General features: G+C 73.3%; 14 protein-coding genes and 1 riboswitch. Of the genes, 5 read left to right on the forward strand and 9 right to left on the reverse strand.

All coding sequences use genetic code 11. The features are described 5' to 3' along the window. Positions 1–47: 47 nt before the first annotated feature. The 8 genes from AC3RJ7_RS04955 to AC3RJ7_RS04990 all read right to left on the reverse strand — a co-directional run bounded on the left by AC3RJ7_RS04955 (position 48) and on the right by AC3RJ7_RS04990 (position 11,172). Positions 48–1,586: an MDR family MFS transporter gene (locus AC3RJ7_RS04955; protein WP_491454708.1), complete on the reverse strand. Its 1,539-nt coding sequence runs from the start codon at positions 1,584–1,586 to the stop codon at positions 48–50. A gap of 200 nt (positions 1,587–1,786) precedes the next feature. Next, complete coding sequence (locus AC3RJ7_RS04960; protein ID WP_491454709.1) at positions 1,787–1,930, reverse strand: hypothetical protein; 144 nt, start codon at positions 1,928–1,930, stop codon at positions 1,787–1,789. After that, positions 1,927–3,072, reverse strand: a complete 1,146-nt coding sequence (locus tag AC3RJ7_RS04965; protein WP_491454710.1) for a cysteine desulfurase family protein — start codon at positions 3,070–3,072, stop codon at positions 1,927–1,929. Before AC3RJ7_RS04965 ends, AC3RJ7_RS04960 begins: the two co-directional genes overlap by 4 nt. Then, the gene (nadC, locus tag AC3RJ7_RS04970; RefSeq protein ID WP_491454711.1) at positions 3,069–3,998 is read right to left on the reverse strand and encodes a carboxylating nicotinate-nucleotide diphosphorylase; all 930 of its coding nucleotides are present in this window, start codon (positions 3,996–3,998) and stop codon (positions 3,069–3,071) included. Before nadC ends, AC3RJ7_RS04965 begins: the two co-directional genes overlap by 4 nt. Continuing rightward, positions 3,998–5,662 (reverse strand): L-aspartate oxidase, encoded by a 1,665-nt coding sequence (nadB, locus tag AC3RJ7_RS04975; protein ID WP_491454712.1) that lies wholly within the window; start codon positions 5,660–5,662, stop codon positions 3,998–4,000. The genes nadC and nadB overlap by 1 nt, the downstream gene beginning before the upstream one ends. Before the next feature lies 1 nt (position 5,663). Continuing rightward, entirely contained in the window at positions 5,664–7,010 is a 1,347-nt protein-coding gene (gene nadA, locus AC3RJ7_RS04980) for a quinolinate synthase NadA (protein WP_491454713.1), read from the reverse strand. Next, positions 7,007–7,711, reverse strand: coding sequence for an NUDIX hydrolase (locus AC3RJ7_RS04985; protein WP_491454714.1), 705 nt, complete (start codon positions 7,709–7,711; stop codon positions 7,007–7,009). Before AC3RJ7_RS04985 ends, nadA begins: the two co-directional genes overlap by 4 nt. 203 nt (positions 7,712–7,914) lie before the next feature. After that, a complete protein-coding gene (locus tag AC3RJ7_RS04990) occupies positions 7,915–11,172 on the reverse strand; it encodes a hypothetical protein (protein ID WP_491454715.1) in 3,258 nt (1,085 codons plus the stop codon). Between the two features lie 158 nt (positions 11,173–11,330). Then, positions 11,331–11,442: riboswitch (glycine riboswitch) on the forward strand. Between the two features lie 164 nt (positions 11,443–11,606). On the opposite strand from AC3RJ7_RS04990, the gene gcvT reads away from it, so the two are divergent. From gcvT to gcvP, 3 genes are all read left to right on the forward strand, one after another. Next, positions 11,607–12,782: a glycine cleavage system aminomethyltransferase GcvT gene (gene gcvT, locus AC3RJ7_RS04995; RefSeq protein ID WP_491454716.1), complete on the forward strand. Its 1,176-nt coding sequence runs from the start codon at positions 11,607–11,609 to the stop codon at positions 12,780–12,782. 67 nt (positions 12,783–12,849) lie between these two features. Further along, positions 12,850–13,221, forward strand: coding sequence for a glycine cleavage system protein GcvH (gene gcvH / locus AC3RJ7_RS05000; RefSeq protein WP_491454717.1), 372 nt, complete (start codon positions 12,850–12,852; stop codon positions 13,219–13,221). Positions 13,222–13,233: 12 nt separating this feature from the next. Further along, entirely contained in the window at positions 13,234–16,122 is a 2,889-nt protein-coding gene (gene gcvP, locus AC3RJ7_RS05005) for an aminomethyl-transferring glycine dehydrogenase (protein WP_491454718.1), read from the forward strand. 111 nt (positions 16,123–16,233) lie between these two features. Here the strand turns inward: gcvP and AC3RJ7_RS05010 are convergent, their stop codons facing one another. Then, on the reverse strand, positions 16,234–16,761 hold the full coding sequence (locus tag AC3RJ7_RS05010; RefSeq protein ID WP_491454719.1) for a DUF2231 domain-containing protein: 528 nt from the start codon (positions 16,759–16,761) through the stop codon (positions 16,234–16,236). Positions 16,762–16,862: 101 nt separating this feature from the next. On the opposite strand from AC3RJ7_RS05010, the gene AC3RJ7_RS05015 reads away from it, so the two are divergent. Then, entirely contained in the window at positions 16,863–17,393 is a 531-nt protein-coding gene (locus tag AC3RJ7_RS05015) for a sigma-70 family RNA polymerase sigma factor (protein WP_491454720.1), read from the forward strand. Next, positions 17,390–18,091, forward strand: coding sequence for an anti-sigma factor family protein (locus AC3RJ7_RS05020; RefSeq protein WP_491454721.1), 702 nt, complete (start codon positions 17,390–17,392; stop codon positions 18,089–18,091). Before AC3RJ7_RS05015 ends, AC3RJ7_RS05020 begins: the two co-directional genes overlap by 4 nt. Positions 18,092–18,161: the final 70 nt, after the last annotated feature.

Genomic DNA, 18,161 nt, shown 5'->3' on the forward strand with positions numbered 1-18,161 from the left:
CGAAGGGCGAGGGAGCGCTGCTCCCTCGCCCTTCGCGCGTCACCGGCTCAGTGCCCGACTGGCGCGCCGTGCTCCATGTCGGCCGGCCGGCGGATGAGGAACGCGCCGACGATCGCGACGAGCGACAGGACCGCGCCGACCATGAACGCCGAGCTGATGCCGCTCGCGCTCGCCGTGACGGTCGAGACGCCGGCCGCCTCGGCGACCGCCGATCGCGAGGTCATGACCGTGATGAAGAGCGCCGTGCCCGCGGCACCGGCGACCTGCTGCACGGTGCCGACGATCGCCGAGCCGTGCGAGTAGAAGCGCGGCTCGACCGAGCCGAGCGCCGAGGTGAACAACGGCGTGAACATGAACGCGAGCGCCGCCGACATGACGACGTGCGCCACGAGCACGAGCCACGGCGAGGTGTGCTCGTTCACCATGGTCAGGCTCCACAGCACTCCCGACACGACGATCGAGCCGGGCACGAGCAGCGGGGTCGGCCCGAATCGGTCGTAGAGCCGGCCCACGGTCGGCCCGAGCAGGCCCATGATCAGTCCGCCCGGCAGCAGCAGGAGCCCCGTGTAGAGCGGCTCGAGCCCGAGCACGTCCTGGAGGTAGATCGGCAGCAGGATGATCGTGCCGAACAGTGCCGCCATCATGACGACCATGAGGGCCACGGAGAGCGCGAAGTTGCGCGAGGTGAAGGTGCGCAGGTCGAGCAGCGCGCGATCGTGGCGCTGCAGCAGCAGCTGGCGCACGATGAACGCCGCGATGCCGATGAGGCCGACGGCGAGCGAGATCCACATGGCCGGGGCGTCGGCCGCGCTGCGACCGCTCACGACGCCGCCGACGAGGCTGAGCCCGTATACGAGTCCGCCGAAGCCGAACGCCGAGAGGATCACGGAGAACACGTCGATCGGCAGCTTGCGCGTCTCGCTCACGTTCTCGACGCGGCGGATGCCGATGACGAGCATGAGGAGCGCGATCGGCAGCACGAGCCAGAACATGTACCGCCAGGTCAGGTAGTTCAGGATCAGGCCCGAGATCGTCGGCCCGATCGCGGGCGCGACCGACATGACGATCGAGACGCGGCCCATGAACCGCCCCCGGTCGGAGGGGGCGACGAGGGTCATGAGCGTCGTCATGAGCAGCGGCATCATGATCGCCGTGCCGGTCGCCTGCACGACGCGGGCGCCGAGGAGCACCTCGAAGCCCGGGGCGAGCGCGGCCATCAGCGTGCCCGCCGAGAACAGGCTCATCGCCGTGATGAAGATCGGCCTGGTCGGGAACCGCTGCAGCAGGAAGCCCGTGATCGGGATGACGACCGCCATCGTCAGCATGAACGCGGTGGTGAGCCACTGCGCCGCGGACAGCGTGATCTGCAGGTCGTCGACGAGGTGCGGGATCGCGACACCCATGATCGTCTCGTTGAGGAAGACGACGAAGGTGGCGGCGAGCAGCAGCCAGATGACGCGGTTGTTGCTCGCCCCGTGGGCGGGCTGGTGGGCGACGACCGCCGCGTCCTGGGCGGCGGCGTCGAGGTCGATCGCCGGCGTTGAAGCGGTCGAGGGGGTGAGGTCGGATACGGCGCGTTCGGTCACAGAGACGTTTCCAATCGAGATCGGCGCTGAGTCGCGCCGGAACGTGCGTCGAGGCGTGAAAAGGTGCGGAAGGAATTCAAGGAACAGGTGGGTCAACCCGAGACGGGCGACGAGCTATTCCCGAAAGCCGAGATCGATCGGAACGCATGGAAACGCGGTCGTCTCGGCGACCGCGTTCGACCAGTCGAGGCGATCGCGGCTCAGGGAGCCGGAGCCGGGCCGTCGGTCGGCGTCGGGCGGGGCAGCCAGCCCTCGAGCAGGGACTCTTCGGGCGCGAGCTCGGTCTCGAGCCGGTGGTCGCGCTCGAGGTCGTCGGCGGGCGGGGTCGGAATCGAATCGCTCATGTGGCCACGATAGCGCGCACCGCCGACACGGCCCGGGCGACGGCCGCCGAGGCATCCTCGATCTCACCCGCGGTGGTGGCCGAGCCGAGCGTGAACCGCACCGCGGTCTGCGCGATCGCGGCGGGCACGCCCATCGCCGTCAGCACGTGCGACGGATCGTCGCGACCGGCCGCGCAGGCCGACCCGCTCGAGCAGACCACGCCCTCGCGCTCGAGCTCGAGCAGCACCGCCTCGCCGCTCGTGCCGGGGAACACGAACGAGACCGTGCCGGGCAGCCGGTGCTCGGCGTCGCCCGTGAGCCGCGCCTCGGGGACCTCGGCGAGCACGCGTTCCGCGAGTCGTGCGCCGAGGGCGCCGATGCGCGCCGACGCGTCGACGCGCTCGGCTTCGGCCGACTGCAGCGCGGCGGCGAAGGCGACCGCGCCGGCGACGTTCTCGGTACCCGACCGGCGACCGCGCTCCTGCCCGCCGCCGTGCAGCACCGGCTCGAGGGGCAGCCGGCCGCGCACCACGAGGGCGCCCGTGCCCTTCGGCGCGCCGATCTTGTGGCCGGCGAGCGAGATCGCGTCGACGCCGAGCGCGTCGAGCCCGAGCGGCAGCCGTCCGGCCGCCTGCACCGCGTCGGTGTGCATGAGTGCGCCGGCGGTGCGGGCGAGCCCCGCGAGCTCGGTCACGGGCTGCACGGTGCCGACCTCGTTGTTCGCGAGCTGCACCGAGACGAGCGTCGTGTCGGGCCGCAGCACGGCGGCGAGCGCGTCGGCCGACACCCGGCCGCCCGCATCGACGTCGACCTCGTCGACCTCGAAACCGTGGTGCCGGGCGAGGTAGGCGGCCGACTCGAGTACGGCCTCGTGCTCGACGGGGGAGATGACGACGTGCCGCCCGCGCGGGTTCGCGAGGGAGAGGCCCTTGATCGCGAGGTTGTCGGCCTCGGTGCCGCCGCTCGTGAAGACGACGTCGCCGGGTCGGCAGCCGATCGCCTCGGCGACCGCCGCACGGGCATCGGCCAGGGCGCGCGCCGCCTCGTCGCCGAAGCCGTGGCGGCTCGACGGGTTGCCGAACGCACCGGTGAGGTACGGCCACATCGCCTCGAGCACCTCGCGGCGAACGGGCGTGGTCGCCGCGTGATCGAGGAAGATCACGGGTGCCTCGCGGCGAACTCGTCAGCGGCGGCGCCCGCGCCGGTACCGGTCGTGGCGCCCGCGGCCGGCGCGCTCGCATCCACCGCGACGTCGAGCCCGAGGTCGAGCGATCGCACCGAGTGGGTGAGCGCCCCGACCGAGACGACGTCGACCCCGGTCGCCGCGATCTCGGCGACCGTGTCGAGGTTCACGCCGCCCGACGCCTCGACGATCGCGCGCCCGTCGATGAGCGCGACGCCCGCGCGCAGCTCGTCGGTCGTGAAGTTGTCGAGCATGATCGTGTCGGCGCCGCCCTCGAGCACGGGCTCGATCTGGTCGACGCGGTCGACCTCGACCTCGAGGTGCGCGGTGTGCGGCATCCGGTCGCGGGCCGCGCGGAGCGCCGTCGCGAGGTCGACGCCGCCGGCCGTGAGCACGGCGAGGTGGTTGTCCTTCGCCATGACCGCGTCCGAGAGGGAACGCCTGTGGTTGCGTCCGCCGCCGTCGCGCACGGCCTGCCGCTCGAGGCTGCGCAGGCCCGGCGTCGTCTTGCGCGTGTCGACGATGCGCGCCCGGGTGCCGGCGACGGCGGCGACGTACCGCGCCGTCAGCGTCGCGATGCCCGACATGCGCTGCACCAGGTTGAGCCCGACGCGCTCGGCGCGCAGGATGCCGCGCGCCGGTCCCTGCACGCGGGCGAGCACGGCGCCCGCGGCGAACGGTTCGCCGTCGCGTGCGAGGGGCTCGACCGCGATGCGCGGATCGACGAGGCGGAACGCCGCCGCGAACACGTCGATGCCGCTGAGCACGCCGGGCTCCCGGGCGACGAGCTCGGCCGTCGCGGTCGCGTCGACGGGAATAAGGGTCTCGCCGGTGAGGTCGCCCCAGGGGGCGTCCTCGTCGAGGGCGGCGGTGACGATGCGGTCGATCTCGCGGGCGTCGGTCATCAGGCGGCCTCCTCGAGGCGGGTGCGGGTCGTGTCCGGTCGGGCGGCGGTCGCGCCGCGCCCGATCGAGTCGTCGGTGCGGAAGTGCGCGCCGACGCTCCCGCGGCGGGCGAGCGCCGCGTCGACCGTCAGGCGGGCGAGGTCGAGCAGGTTGCGGTCCTCCGCCGTGCGGCGGTCGACCGGCGTCGGCGCCGTCCAGGCCTCGAGCCGCGCGGATGCCTCGGCGAGCCCCCGCTCGTCGCGCTCGAGCCCGACCCGGCGCCACATGAGTTCCTGCAGGGCGCCGCGGTCGACGTTCCGTGACGTGCCGTCCGCCGGGCGGACCCCGGCGAGGGCATCGCGAGCCGTGGCCGGATTCGCACTGGAGGAGCTTTCGGGCGACACACCGTCTGCAGGTGCGTCGCGTGCGGCCCGTCGTTCGGAGGTTCCGACATTCGGTGCGGGGCCGGTTGGATCGGTGGTGCTCGAGCCGGCGCTCCCGGCGGAAGCCGACGTGATCGCCCGCGCGGCGCGCTCGCCGAAGACGGCCGCCTCGAGCAGCGAGTTCGAGGCGAGGCGGTTCGCGCCGTGCACGCCCGTGCGGGCGCACTCGCCCACGGCGTAGAGCCCGGGCAGGGTCGACCGGCCGTCGAGGTCGGTGACGATGCCGCCCATGGCGTAGTGCGCGGCGGGCGTCACCGGCACGGCTTCGCCGCCCCAGTCGAACCCGGCCTCGCGCACGACGCGGTCGAGCCCGGGGAACCGTGCGGCGAGGAACGTCGCGCCGAGCGCGGTCGCGTCGAGCCGCACGGGCTCGCCGCCCTGCTCCGCCATGCGTCGCCACACGGCGCGGGCGACGACGTCGCGCGGGGCGAGCTCGGCGTCGGGGTGCTCGTCGAGCATGAACCTCGCGCCCGAGGCGTCGCGCAGCACGGCGCCCTCGCCGCGCACGGCCTCGGAGATGAGGGGCGTGCCCGGTGCGGCGAGCGCCGTCGGGTGGAACTGGGTGAACTCGAGGTCGGCGACCGAGGCGCCGGCGCGCCACCCGGCCGCGACACCGTCGCCGGTCGCGACGTCGGGGTTCGTCGTGCGGCGGTAGAGGCATCCGCTGCCGCCCGTCGCGAGCACGACGGCGTCGGCGAAGCGCTCGACGATCGCACCGTCCGGGCCGAGCAGCCGGGCGCCGACGACGACGGGCCGCCCATCGGACCCCGGCTCGACGATGAGGTCGACGAGCATGGTGCGCTCGTCGATGCGCACGGCGCGGCGCCGCACGGTCGCGACGAGCGCCGCCTCGATGGCGGCGCCGGTCGCGTCGCCGCCGGCGTGCACGATGCGCGCGCGGGAATGCGCCGCCTCGAGGCCGCGCGACAGCCCGGACTCGCCGCGGTCGAACGCGACGCCGAACCTGATGAGGTCGCGCACCCGCGCCGGCCCCTCGTCGCACAGCACCCGCACCGCCTCGGGGTCGGCGAGACCGGCCCCGGCCGCGAGCGTGTCGGCGAGGTGCCGCTCTGCGGAGTCGTCGGGGAAGAGCGCCGCGGCGATCCCGCCCTGCGCGTAGCGGGTGTTCGTCTCGGCGAGCTCGGTCTTCGTGACGAGCTCGACGGTCGCCCCGGCGTCGGCGGCCCGCACCGCGGCCCAGAGGCCGCCGATGCCGCCGCCGACGACGAGCACGCGCGTCATCTCAGGCTCCCGCGACCGCTGAGGGGGCGGGCGCCGCCGCCGGAGGCTTCGCGGCGAGCATGCGCTCGAGCGCGAGCCGCGCGGGCTCGGCCACGTCGGACGGGACCGTGATGCGGTTGACGACGCGCCCCTCGACGAGCTCCTCGAGCACCCAGGCGAGGTAGCCCGGGTGGATCCGGTACATCGTCGAGCACGGGCACACGACCGGGTCGAGGCAGAAGATCGTGTGCTCGGGGTGCTCGGCCGCGAGCCGCTGCACGAGGTTGATCTCGGTGCCGATCGCGAACGTCGAACCGGCGGGAGCGGCGGCGATCGCCTTCACGATGAAGTCGGTCGAGCCCGCGGCGTCGGCGGCGTCGACGACCGGCATCGGGCACTCGGGGTGCACGATGACCTGCACGCCGGGGTGGTTCGCACGGGCCTCGGCGATCTGGTCGACCGTGAAGCGCCGGTGCACCGAGCAGAAGCCGTGCCAGAGGATGACCTTCGCATCGGCGAGCTCGTCGGCCGAGGAGCCGCCGAGGGGCTTGCGCGGGTTCCACATCGGCATCCGCTCGAGCGGCACGCCCATCGCCTTCGCCGTGTTGCGGCCGAGATGCTGGTCGGGGAAGAAGAGCACGCGCTGCCCGCGCTCGAAGACCTGCTCGAGCACCGTGCGGGCGTTCGACGAGGTGCACACGATGCCGCCGTGCCGTCCGACGAAGCCCTTGAGCGCCGCCGACGAGTTCATGTAGGTGACCGGCACGACGGGCACCCGCCCCGAGGCATCCACCGCGTCGAGGTCGCCGTAGACCTCGGCGAGCTGCTCCCAGCACTCCTCGACGCTCGAGAGGTCGGCCATGTCGGCCATCGAGCAGCCGGCGGCGAGGTTCGGCAGGATCACGGCCTGGTCGGGACGTGACAGCAGGTCGGCGGTCTCGGCCATGAAGTGCACGCCGCAGAACACGATCGCCTCGGCGTCGGGCCGGGTGAGGGCGGCGTTCGCGAGCTGGAAGGAGTCGCCTACGAAGTCGGCGTGCTGCACGACCTCGTCGCGCTGGTAGAAGTGGCCGAGCACGACGACGCGGTCGCCGAGCGTCGCCTTCGCGGCGCGGATGCGCTCGTGCAGCTCGTCGTCGGAGGCGCGGCGGTACGCCTCGGGCAGCGCGCCCTGGCGGGGCGACCCCGTCGGGATGACGTCGCCCATCGAGGCGCCCGGGCCGTAGCCCGCGGGGCCCGCGTCGAACTCCCACGGGCCCTTCGCGAGCTCGGGCGCGCAGCTCGCGCCCGGCGCGGCACCGGTCGCGATGAGCCGCAGGCTGCGGTCGACGGATGCCGCGCTGCGCGTGTCGGGTGTCGTGATGGTCATGAGGCGGGCCTCTCGCTCTGGAACGGTTCTCGGGCCTCGGCCGTGCGGGTCGAGGCGACGTAGCGGTACAGCTTCGGCGGTCGGTGCGCCGCACCTGCGAGGAGTTCGCCGGTCTCGCGCAGCCGGCCCGAGGCGATCATCGTGCGCCGGAAGTTGGCGGGGTCGAGCGGGCGCTGCAGCACCGCCTCGTACACCTCGCGCAGCTCGGCGAGCGTGAACGTCTCGCCGAGGAAGGCGTGCGCGATCTCGGTGTACTCGACCTTCGTGCGCAGCCGCCAGAGCGCGTACTCGACGATCCGGTTGTGGTCGAACGCGAGTGCGGGCAGCGTGTCGGCCGGCACCCACCGCACGTTCGGCCCCGCGACGGCGCGAGCCGCCTCGTCGCTCTGCACGAGCGCCCAGTAGACGACCGAGATCACGCGCGCGTCGGGGGAGCGGTCGACCTCGCCGAACGTGTAGAGCTGCTCGAGGTACTTGGGCGCGAGGCCCGTCGTCGCGCGCAGCGTGCGGGCGGCGGCGACCTCGAGCTCCTCGTTGACGGGGAGCCAGCCGCCCGGCAGCGCCCACAGCCCGAGCTGCGGTTCGCGGGTGCGGCGCACGAGCGGGGTCCACAGCACCGCTCGCCCGGAGGCGTCGGGGCGCAGGGCGAAGATCACCGTCGACACGGCGAGGCGCGTCGGGGCGTCGTGCTGGTGCGGCATGTCGCGCTCCCTCCGGCCGAGCGGTTCAGGTCAGGATGACTCGAACTCGCGTGACGCCAGCTTACAGTCACTCTGACCAGAAGGCGAACCCGGTGACGCAGGTCATCGCTCGAGGCGCGCGGGTTCGAGCGCGGCGCGCACGGCGACCGGCCCAGCAGGCGCGGGTCCAGGCATCCGCGGTGGATGCCGCGACCCGCGCCCGATCACTGGGCCGTCGAGGGCTCCACGGTGCGCTGGGCGTCGATGCGGTCGCACATCTCGGCGCCCATCTCCGTCGTCTTCGTCGACGGGTCCTCCTGCTCGAAGAGCAGCGGCAGCTCGTCGAGACCGGGGTAGTGGCTGCTCGCCGCGGCCCGTTCGCCCGCCGAGTCCTGTCCGCAGTGCGCGGCCGTGCTGAGCGCCTCGGTGAACCGGTCGCGGCTCGCCTTGGAGAGGGCCCAGCCGAGCGGCGGCACCACCGCGGGCTCGGACGCGGGCGCGACGACCACGACCCCGCCGTCGATGCGCCCATCGTCGCCGATGAGCGCGTCCACCGCGGCGACGCATTCGTCATCGCCCTCGGGGCAGGCCTCGGGGAGGGTGAGGGCGATGCGCTGGATCCATGCGTCCTGCGCGGTGAGGCGGACCCGCGCCGCGTTCCCCGTGATCGGCGCGAGCGGCTCGGCCTCGGCGCGGGTGACGTCGGTGACGAGGTCGTAGCCCTGCGAATTGCGGAGATAGAGGAGCACCGGCACGAGCTTCGTGTCGCTCTCGGGCTCGGCGTTGACGTCGGCGAAGACCTTCATGAGCGCGGGCGCGATGTCGGCGATCGTCGCGAGCGAGGTCGGCTCGACGTAGCCGCCGTCGACGAACTGGGCGCCGTCGCTGCCGCCGACCTCCTTGCACGGCCCGGTGCCCGGCATGCTGCCGGTCGGGGTGATCACGGCGAAGCGGGCCGACAGCATCGCCGCGGTCGACCAGTCGAGCCCGGCCAGGCACTTCGCCGCGTTCTGCGCCCCCTTCACGCCGGGGAGCTCGCCGAACTGCAGCATCGACGGCAGTCCGCCCGTCCCGTCGCACGGCCCGATCGCCGCACCGGCCGCGGGCGCGAGGTCCGACGCCGCGCGTTCGGCCGTGACCGGTGCCTGCTGCACCAGAAGCCGGCACTTGGTGACGACGTCGGCCGAGTTCATGAGCAGCGCCCCGGTGCGCGGATCGATCGTGTTCGAGAACGGTTCGCCGAGCGCCGTGCCCTGCTCCCAGAACGACTCGATGAGCGCCGCCCGGTCGCGCCAGCGCCAGCCGGGGTCGTCCTCCGCGTCCGAGGGGGCGAGGTACGACGGCATGTGCACGCCCCAGCCGCCCGCGACCGCGTCGCCGACGACGAGCGCGAGCGCTGCGGTCGAGACGGCGCCGGGCGCCGAGAGATGAGCGGCCGACTCGACGAGCGAGCCGTCGGCGCCGTCGGCCGCGGTGCCCGCCGCGCTCGCGAGCGCGAGCCCGACCGAACCGCCGCTGATGCCGCTCGCGACGAGGCCGGACCTCGCGGCGCATCCGGGCAGCGCGTCGAGCACCGAGGCCGTCCAGTACGCCGCGCGGATTCCGCCGCCCTCCGAGGCGATCAGGAACACGGGGCGGATGCGTTCGCCGTCCGGGGCGACGTACGCGCAGTCGGCCTCCGCCCGCATGGTGCGCAACTGCTCGGCCAGTGCGTCGGGCTTCACGGGATTCGCGGCCGGTTCCTCGGTCGACACGTGCACGCGATGCAGCGCGGTGTCCGACAACGGCCAGGGCGCGGCCGAGAGCGCCACGTTCACCACGAGCGGCATCAGGAGCGCCAGTGCGATCACCGGGCTCGCCTTCATGTTGAGCACGCGGAACGGGAAGACGAGGGCCCGCGACTGCAGGATGAGCGTGAACGCGCCGAGCACGGCCACCCAGGCGCCGAGGCCGAGGAGGACCACCGCGACCGCGCCGAGGGACGAACCGAGCTGCGCCGGCCAGAGCATCGCGGCGACGAGCGCCGCGCTGCCGACGACGAGCGCGATCCACTCGACCAGACCGGCCCGCGACACGATGCCGTCGCCCGCCGGCCGATGGACGGTCGGATCGAGCCGGCCCGCGCGCATCGCACGCCGTCCGAGCCCGGTGCGGTCGACGAACCCGATCACGGCGAAGGGCGCGAGCACCGCGACGCCGGCGGACACCGGCACGAGCAGCCAGCCGAGCAGCCCCGCCGCGGAGCCGCCCAGCACGAGCGGCACCAGGAAGGAGCGGACCACGCCGATCGCGCCGACGACGAGCACCACCGCGGCGAGCGAGTCCCCGACGATCCAGCTGTCGGCGGCGCGCTCGACGGAGGCGCGGCGCGGCGCCTCCGGCCGGCGATGGACCCAGCCCGCGCCGAACGCCGCGAGTGCCGCGATCGCGAGTTCGATCACGAGCACCGCGAGGAACGTCGGCAGGTGCACGGGGAAGCCGCCGTCGGGATCGACCGGTCCGACGATCGCGACGGTCGCGATCGCGAGACCGATCTGGGCGATCGGGGCGATGAGCCAGGGGAGCGCCGCATCGAACGGGTGCGGCGTCGGCCGGCCGACCCACCCGTGCACCCGGGTCTCGATCATGTAGCGGGTCCGGCGTCGGCCGAGCGCGAGGGTGAGCGCGCCGGTGATGAGCATCGCGACGATGGCCGCGAGCGCGTGCACCGCCCCGAGCGGGCCGTCCGCCCACTGGCGCTGCACGTCCGGCAGCTGGTCGAGGAGGTCGGCGGCGGGGATGCAGGCGAGCACGAGCAGGACGACGATCGCGAGCGCGGCGAGCCGATGCACCCAGATCGCGCGGCCGAGCCGGGCCGTGCGGTTGCCGAGCCATCGCCGATACGCCGGGATGCGCAGCACCGCGACGCCGAACACGATGAATCCGAGCACCTTGAACACCGTGGCCCACACCATCACCGACCCGACGGCCGCGGATGCGGGCTCCAGGCCGTTCGCGACGGTGATCCCGGCGACGATCTGCAGCGCGTCCTCGAACAGTTCGGCGCCGACGATCGTGACGAGCGCGACCTTCGGGACGATCTGCACGCCGGTCGGCGCCCTCCGGACGAGCCCGCGCAGGAGCGTGGCGTACGCGGCCACCATGACGAGATCGAGCAGCGCGGAGAGGATGATCCATCCGCCGATGTCGGCGTGCCAGGGCATCCGGGCCCAGGCCGCCCAGCTGTCGAGCTGGAACGGACCGAGCGGGCCGAGCACGAGGTTCAGGGAGTGGCTCCGTCCCTGGTGATCGGGAACGCTCGCGATCAGCCGGTCGAGCTCGGCGAGCGCGACGGCGATGAGCAGGACCGTCGCGAGGAGCGAGAGCGTCCGTGCGGCGCGCTTCCACGTGCCGTCGCCGATGCCCGGCCAGACCGGTCGCGGTGGCTCGACGTCGTCCTCCACCCGGTCGCGATCGACCGTCGCGCGCGCACGTTCCCGCATCACCCGCATCACCCGCCCAAGCTCGACCGTGCCGATGCGATGAGCGTATCGCCCGGCGGCGCGACCGTCCGTACCGCGTACGGGGGGCGTCGGGGGACACCATCGGCCCGCCCGGCCGGGCGCTGCTAGGATCACGGTACAACCTCATACCGGGCCATCGACGCGTCGCGGGAGAGCCGGAGCCACGTTCAGATCCATCGAACGGGCCGCCCGGCACCGAAGGAGCAAGCCTCCCTGCCAATCTCTCAGGTCACACACCGCGATGACGAGGCCGCTCTGAAAAGTGCTCCGCGATGCGCGCGGGGCCGCCCACGGTGAAAGCGCGTCCTCGCGTGAAACTCTCAGGCCCATGACAGAGGGGGAGTTCTCATGCGGCATCCGCCGCACGAATCGCGACCGCGCCGGCGACGACAGCAGGCCAGTCAGGAGAACTCGTGACGAACGACCCCGGAACCACCAGCCCCGCCGACGAGCGCCGCAGCCCGCTCGACGCCGTGCACCGCGCCGCCGGCGCGAGCTTCACCGACTTCGCGGGCTGGCAGATGCCGGTGCGCTACTCGTCGGACCTCGCCGAGCACCACGCCGTGCGCACGACCTCGGGCATCTTCGACCTCTCGCACATGGGCGAGATCGTGCTCGTCGGTCCCGAGGCCGCCGCCGCGCTCGACCACGCGCTCGCGGGCAAGCTGTCGGCGATCGAGGTCGGCCAGGCCAAGTACTCCCTGCTGCTCGCCGAAGACGGCGGCATCATCGACGACCTCGTCGTCTACCGCACCGGCGACGACCGCTACATGGTCGTCGCGAACGCCTCGAACGCGGCCGTCGTCGCCGACGAGCTGCGCGCCCGCGCCGCCGGCTTCGACACGATCGTCTCCGACGAGAGCGACGACATCGCGCTCGTCGCCCTGCAGGGCCCCGACGCGCGCGCCGTGCTGCTCGAGACGCCGGGCTTCGGCGTCGACGGGCCCGGCAACGACGAAGACGACTTCGACGCCCGGGTCGCCGCGCTCAAGTATTACCGAGCCTTCCCGGCGACGTTCGAGGGCCAGCCGGTGCTCGTGGCCCGCACCGGCTACACGGGCGAGGACGGCTTCGAGCTCTACATCGCGCCCGAGCGCGCGGCGCGCCTCTGGGAGGCGCTCACAGAGACCGGCGGTCCGCGCGTCGTGCCGTGCGGCCTCGCGAGCCGCGACACCCTCCGGCTGGAGGCGGGCATGCCGCTCTACGGCCACGAGCTCAGCCGCGACATCCTGCCCGTGCAGGCCGGCCTCGGACGCGTCGTCGCGCTCTCGAAGGAGGGCGACTTCGTCGGTCGCGCCGCGATCGAGCAGGGCCCGGCCGACGGCGCGCCCGTGCTCGTCGGCCTCGCCGCGGAGGGCCGCCGCGCCGCCCGCGCCGACTACGAGGTGTACGACGGCGACGGCGCCGACGCGAACCGCGTCGGGGTCGTCACGAGCGGCGCGCTCTCGCCGACGCTCGGCCACCCGGTCGCGATGGCCTTCGTCGACCCGGCCGCGAGCGAGCAGGGCACGGGCCTCTTCGTCGACGTTCGCGGCACGCGCATCCCCGCCACCGTCGTCGCCCTGCCGTTCTACAAGCGCGCCTCATGATCCCGGCGCCGCTCGCGAGCGCGGGCGACGCGAACCCCGAGTCATCCGACACCACAAGGAGCACCCCATGACCGACCTCAACGCCCTGCAGTACACCGAAGAGCACGAGTGGGTCGTCGTCGACGGCGACGTCGCGACGATCGGCATCACCGACTACGCCGCCGAGAAGCTCGGCGACGTCGTCTACGTCGACCTGCCCGCCGCTGGCACCGCGATCACCGAGGGTAACGTCGTCGGCGAGATCGAGTCGACGAAGTCGGTCGGCGAGCTCTTCGCCCCGCTCAGCGGCGAGGTCGCCGAGGCGAACCAGGCCGTCGTCGACGCCCCCGAGCTCGTCAACAGCGACCCCTTCGGCGAGGGCTGGCTGCTCAAGGTGACCGTCTCGAGCCTGCCGAAGCTGCTCACCCGCGACGAGTACGTCGCCCTCACCGGAGAGTAAGGAACCACCCGGATGACTTCGCCCTCGTCGGCCTTCGACCTCGACGCCTTCGGGCGCCGCCACATCGGCACCACGCCGAGCGACCACTCGATCATGCTCGCCGAGCTCGGTTACGACTCGCTCGACGCGCTCATGTCGGCGGCGGTGCCGTCGTCGATCCGCATGGGCGAGGTGCTGAACTCGGCCATCCCCGCGGCGGCGACCGAGCGCGACGCGCTCGCCGAGCTCGCGGCGCTCGCGGCGCAGAACACGGTGCGGACGCCCCTCATCGGGCTCGGCTACTACGGCACCGTGACGCCCGCGGTGATCCAGCGCAACGTGCTCGAGAACCCGAGCTGGTACACGGCCTACACGCCGTACCAGCCCGAGATCAGCCAGGGCCGGCTCGAGGCGCTCATCAACTTCCAGACGATGGTCGAGAACCTCACCGGCCTCGACATCGCGAACGCGTCGATGCTCGACGAGGGCACCGCGGTCGTCGAGGCCATGCTGCTCGCCCGCCGCGGCTCGAAGTCGAAGGCGAACCGCTTCATCGTCGACGCCGACGCGCTGCCGCAGACGAAGGCGCTCCTCGTCTCGCGCGCCGAGGCGGTCGGCATCGAGCTCGTCGAGGTCGAGCTCACCGAGCAGACGGATGCCTCCGCCTTCGGCGAGCACTTCGGTCTCTTCGTGCAGTACCCCGGCGCGTCCGGACGGGTGTGGAACCCGTCGGGCGTCATCGCCGCGTCGAAGGCGCAGGGCGCCCTCGCCGTCGTCGCCGCCGACCTGCTCGCGCTCGCCCTCATCACGAGCCCGGGCGAGCTCGGCGCCGACGTCGCCGTCGGCACCTCGCAGCGCTTCGGCGTGCCGATGGGCTTCGGCGGCCCGCACGCCGGCTACATGGCCGTCCGCAAGGGCCTCGAGCGGCAGATGCCGGGCCGACTCGTCGGCGTCTCGCAGGACGCGGCCGGCCACCCCGCCTACCGCCTCAGCCTGCAGGCCCGCGAGCAGCACATCCGCCGTGAGAAGGCGACCTCGAACATCTGCACCGCGCAGGTGCTGCTCGCCGTGATGGCCTCGATGTACGCCGTCTACCACGGTCCCCGCGGCATCCGCGCCATCGCGACGCAGACCGCAGGCAAGGCGAAGCTGCTCGCGGGCTGGCTCGAGGACCTCGGCCAGCGCGTCGCCCACGACGCGTACTTCGACACCCTCGCCGTGCACGTGCCGGGGCTCGCGAAGAACGTCGTCGCGCGCGGCCGCGACCTCGGCGTGCTGCTGTGGGAGGCCGACGAGGCGACCGTCTACGTCTCGGTCGACGAGACCACCACCCTCGACGACCTGCACAAGGTCGCCCAGGCGTTCGGCGGCCCCGAGGAGCGCGAGCTCGACGGGCCGATCACCGAGACCGCCGTCCCCGAGGCGCTGCGCCGCACGTCGCCGTACCTCGAGCACCCGGTGTTCAACACGCACCACTCCGAGACGCAGATGATGCGGTACCTCAAGCAGCTCGCCGACCGCGACTACGCGCTCGACCGGGGCATGATCCCGCTGGGCTCGTGCACGATGAAGCTCAACGCCGCCACCGAGATGCAGGCCGTCACCTGGCCCGCGTTCGCGAACCTGCACCCGTTCGCGCCCGAGGCGGACGTCGTCGGCTCGCTCGGGCTCGTCGAGCAGCTCGAGTCGTGGCTCGCCGAGGTCACCGGGTACGACACCGTCTCGCTGCAGCCGAACGCCGGCAGCCAGGGCGAGCTCGCGGGCCTCCTCGCGATCCGCGGCTACCACCGCGCGAACGGCGAGGCGGAGCGCGACGTGTGCCTCATCCCGTCGAGCGCGCACGGCACGAACGCGGCCTCGGCGGTGCTCGCCGGCATGCGCGTCGTCGTCGTCGCGACCGACGAGCTCGGCAACGTCGACCTCGACGACCTGCGCGCGAAGATCGCCGAGCACGCCGCCTCGATCGCGGCGCTCATGATCACCTACCCGTCGACGCACGGCGTGTACGAGCACGAGGTGAAGGACATCACCCAGGCCGTGCACGACGCCGGCGGCCAGGTCTACGTCGACGGGGCGAACCTCAATGCGCTCCTCGGCTACTCGCGCTTCGGCGACTTCGGCGGCGACGTCTCGCACCTCAACCTGCACAAGACGTTCTGCATCCCGCACGGCGGCGGCGGCCCCGGTGTCGGCCCGGTCGCGGCGAAGGCGCACCTCGCGCCGTACCTGCCCGGCCACCCGATGGCGCAGCGCGCCGACCACGCGGGCGGCTTCGTCCACGGCGGCGGACCGGTCTCGGCGGCGCCGTACGGCAGCCCGTCGATCCTGCCGATCTCGTGGGCCTACGTGCGCATGATGGGCTCGGAGGGCCTCAAGCAGGCGACCGCCTCGGCGGTGCTCGCGGCGAATTTCGTCGCGTCGCGCCTGCGCGAGCACTTCCCGGTGCTCTACACCGGCGAGAACGGGCTCGTCGCGCACGAGTGCATCCTCGACCTGCGCCCGCTCACGGCCGAGACCGGGGTCACGGTCGACGACGTCGCGAAGCGGCTCATCGACTACGGCTTCCACGCGCCGACGATGTCGTTCCCCGTGGCGGGCACGCTCATGGTCGAGCCGACGGAGTCGGAAGACCTCGCCGAGCTCGAGCGCTTCGTCGAGGCGATGGTCGCGATCAAGGCCGAGGCCGACGCGGTCGGACGCGGCGAGTGGCCGGCCGACGACAACCCGCTGCACAACGCCCCGCACACCGCCGAGTCGGCGATCTCGGGCGAGTGGACCCACCCGTACACGCGCGAGCAGGCCGTCTACCCGGTCCGCTCGCTCGTGCGCAACAAGTACTGGGCCCCGGTGCGACGCATCGACCAGGCGTACGGCGACCGCAATCTCGTGTGCGCCTGCCCGCCGGTGGAGGCGTTCGCGTAGGCCGCTCGAGCGTCTTCGCTCACGAGTGTCGCCGTTCCGACCCGCCGTGTCCGCTCGCGTGGACACGGCGGGCGGAAACGGCGACATCCGACGGCCCCGCAGCGATCACGGTCAGCTCGGGAGCCCGCCCCACACGGCGCGGGCTCCCGAGTCGCCGATGAGCACGAGCAGCACCATCGTGCCCACGCCCACGACGACGGATGCCGCGGCGAGTCCGATCCGGACCGCTCGTGCGGCGCCGGGGGAGCCCCGGCGCACCCGTTCGTCGGCGAAGCGGAACCAGGCCCATTGGCCCGCCGCGACGACGAAGAGCGCGACGGCCCACGGGAGGAGCATCTCGCCGAAACGCTGATGCCGGGCGACCGCCGGGATCGGGCCGAGCACCGCGGCGAGCGACTGCCCGGCGGCGACCGTGATCGGCACCAGCACGAGCACGATCGCCGCCCCGATGGCCGTCACCATCCCGAGGCGTCGCCGAGCCTGCGGCCAGAACGCGCCGAGCAGCAGGGCGAGTACCGTGAGCGGGGTGAGCACCACCACCGCGTGCACGATGAGCGGATGCAGGGGAAGGCCCGCGATCTGGATGAGGTCGCCGGAGGCGAGCGCGGAGGCGGTCAGTGCGGCGTTCACGGGGTCCATGCCGAGAACACGTCGTGCACGGCCCACGGGTTCACCCCCTCCGCGCGTTGAACCGATCGGCGCGCCGTCTCGTTCTCCCGTCGAAGGACCGGAGGTGGTGGATGACGGACGATGCCGAGCCGCTCGATGACGACCGCCGGCTCGCCGCGCTCTACGAGGCGCACGGGGCCTCGGTGTGGCGGTACGTCGTGCACCTCACCGGCGACGCCGCGGGCGCCGACGACATCGTGCAGGAGACCCTGCTGCGCGCCTGGCGGAGCCCCCGCATCCTGGCGCAGGAGCCGGCGTCGACTCGGTCGTGGATGATCACGGTCGCCCGCAACCTCGTGATCGACGAGGCGCGCAGCGCGCGACGCCGGCACGAGATCGGCGTCGCCGAGGCGCCCGAGCCGCCCGAGCCGCCGGCCCGGGACGAGACGGACGCGCTGTTCGAGAGCCTCCTCGTCGAGGAGGCGCTCGTGACGCTGAGCCTCGAGCATCGGGCGGTGATCGTGCACGCGTACTACGGCGGTTGCAGCGTGGCCGAGGTCGCCCGTCGGCTCGGCATCCCGGAGGGTACGGTGAAGTCCCGGCTGCACTACGGGCTTCGGGCGCTGCGGCTCGCGCTGCAGGAGAAGGGAGTGACGCGATGAACCCGGATCACGCGCGCTTCGCGGAGTGGGACTCCGCCTACGTGCTCGGCGCGCTCTCGCCGGCCGAGCGCGGCGAGTTCGAGCAGCACCTCGAGACCTGCGAGCGGTGCCGTCGTTCCGTCGCCGAGCTCGCACCGATGCCCGGCCTGCTCGCACGCCTCTCGCCCGAGCGGGCGACCGCGCTCCTCGCCGACGGCGAGGACGGTGCCCGGCCCGGCCCTCGTGAGGACCTGCTCGACGTCGTCCGCCTCGAGGACCGTCGTCGTCGGCGCCGCCGAGCCCGCTCCTGGTGGATCGCGTCCGCCGCGGCGGCGGTCGTGCTCGTCGCCGCGATCGCGGTGCCGGTCGCCCTCGGCCGCCCACCCGTCGTCTCCGAGACGGTCGCGTTCGAGTCCGTCGCCGAGGTGCCGCTCACCGCGACCGCCGAGCTCACGCAGGTCGCGTGGGGCACGAGGATCGAACTCGACTGCCGGTACGCGGACGCCGAGGCATCCGACGCCCCCGCCGACGGCTGGCCGTACGCCCTCGTCGTGGTGGGGCGCGACGGCGAACGCACCGACGTGTCGAGCTGGCGGGCGAGCCCCGGCACCGCAGCCCGGCTCTCCGCGGGAGCCGCGCTCGACCTCGACGAGATCGCCGCCCTCGAGATCAGGGCGATGGGCTCGGGCGACGTGCTCATGCGCAGCACCGTCGACTGATCGGGTGAACCATCCGCAGCTCCCTCTCGTGCTCACTGCAGGGGGCCGCGTTCGCGGCCCGAACGCCACG

The sequence above is a fragment of the Agromyces solani genome (assembly GCF_058349925.1).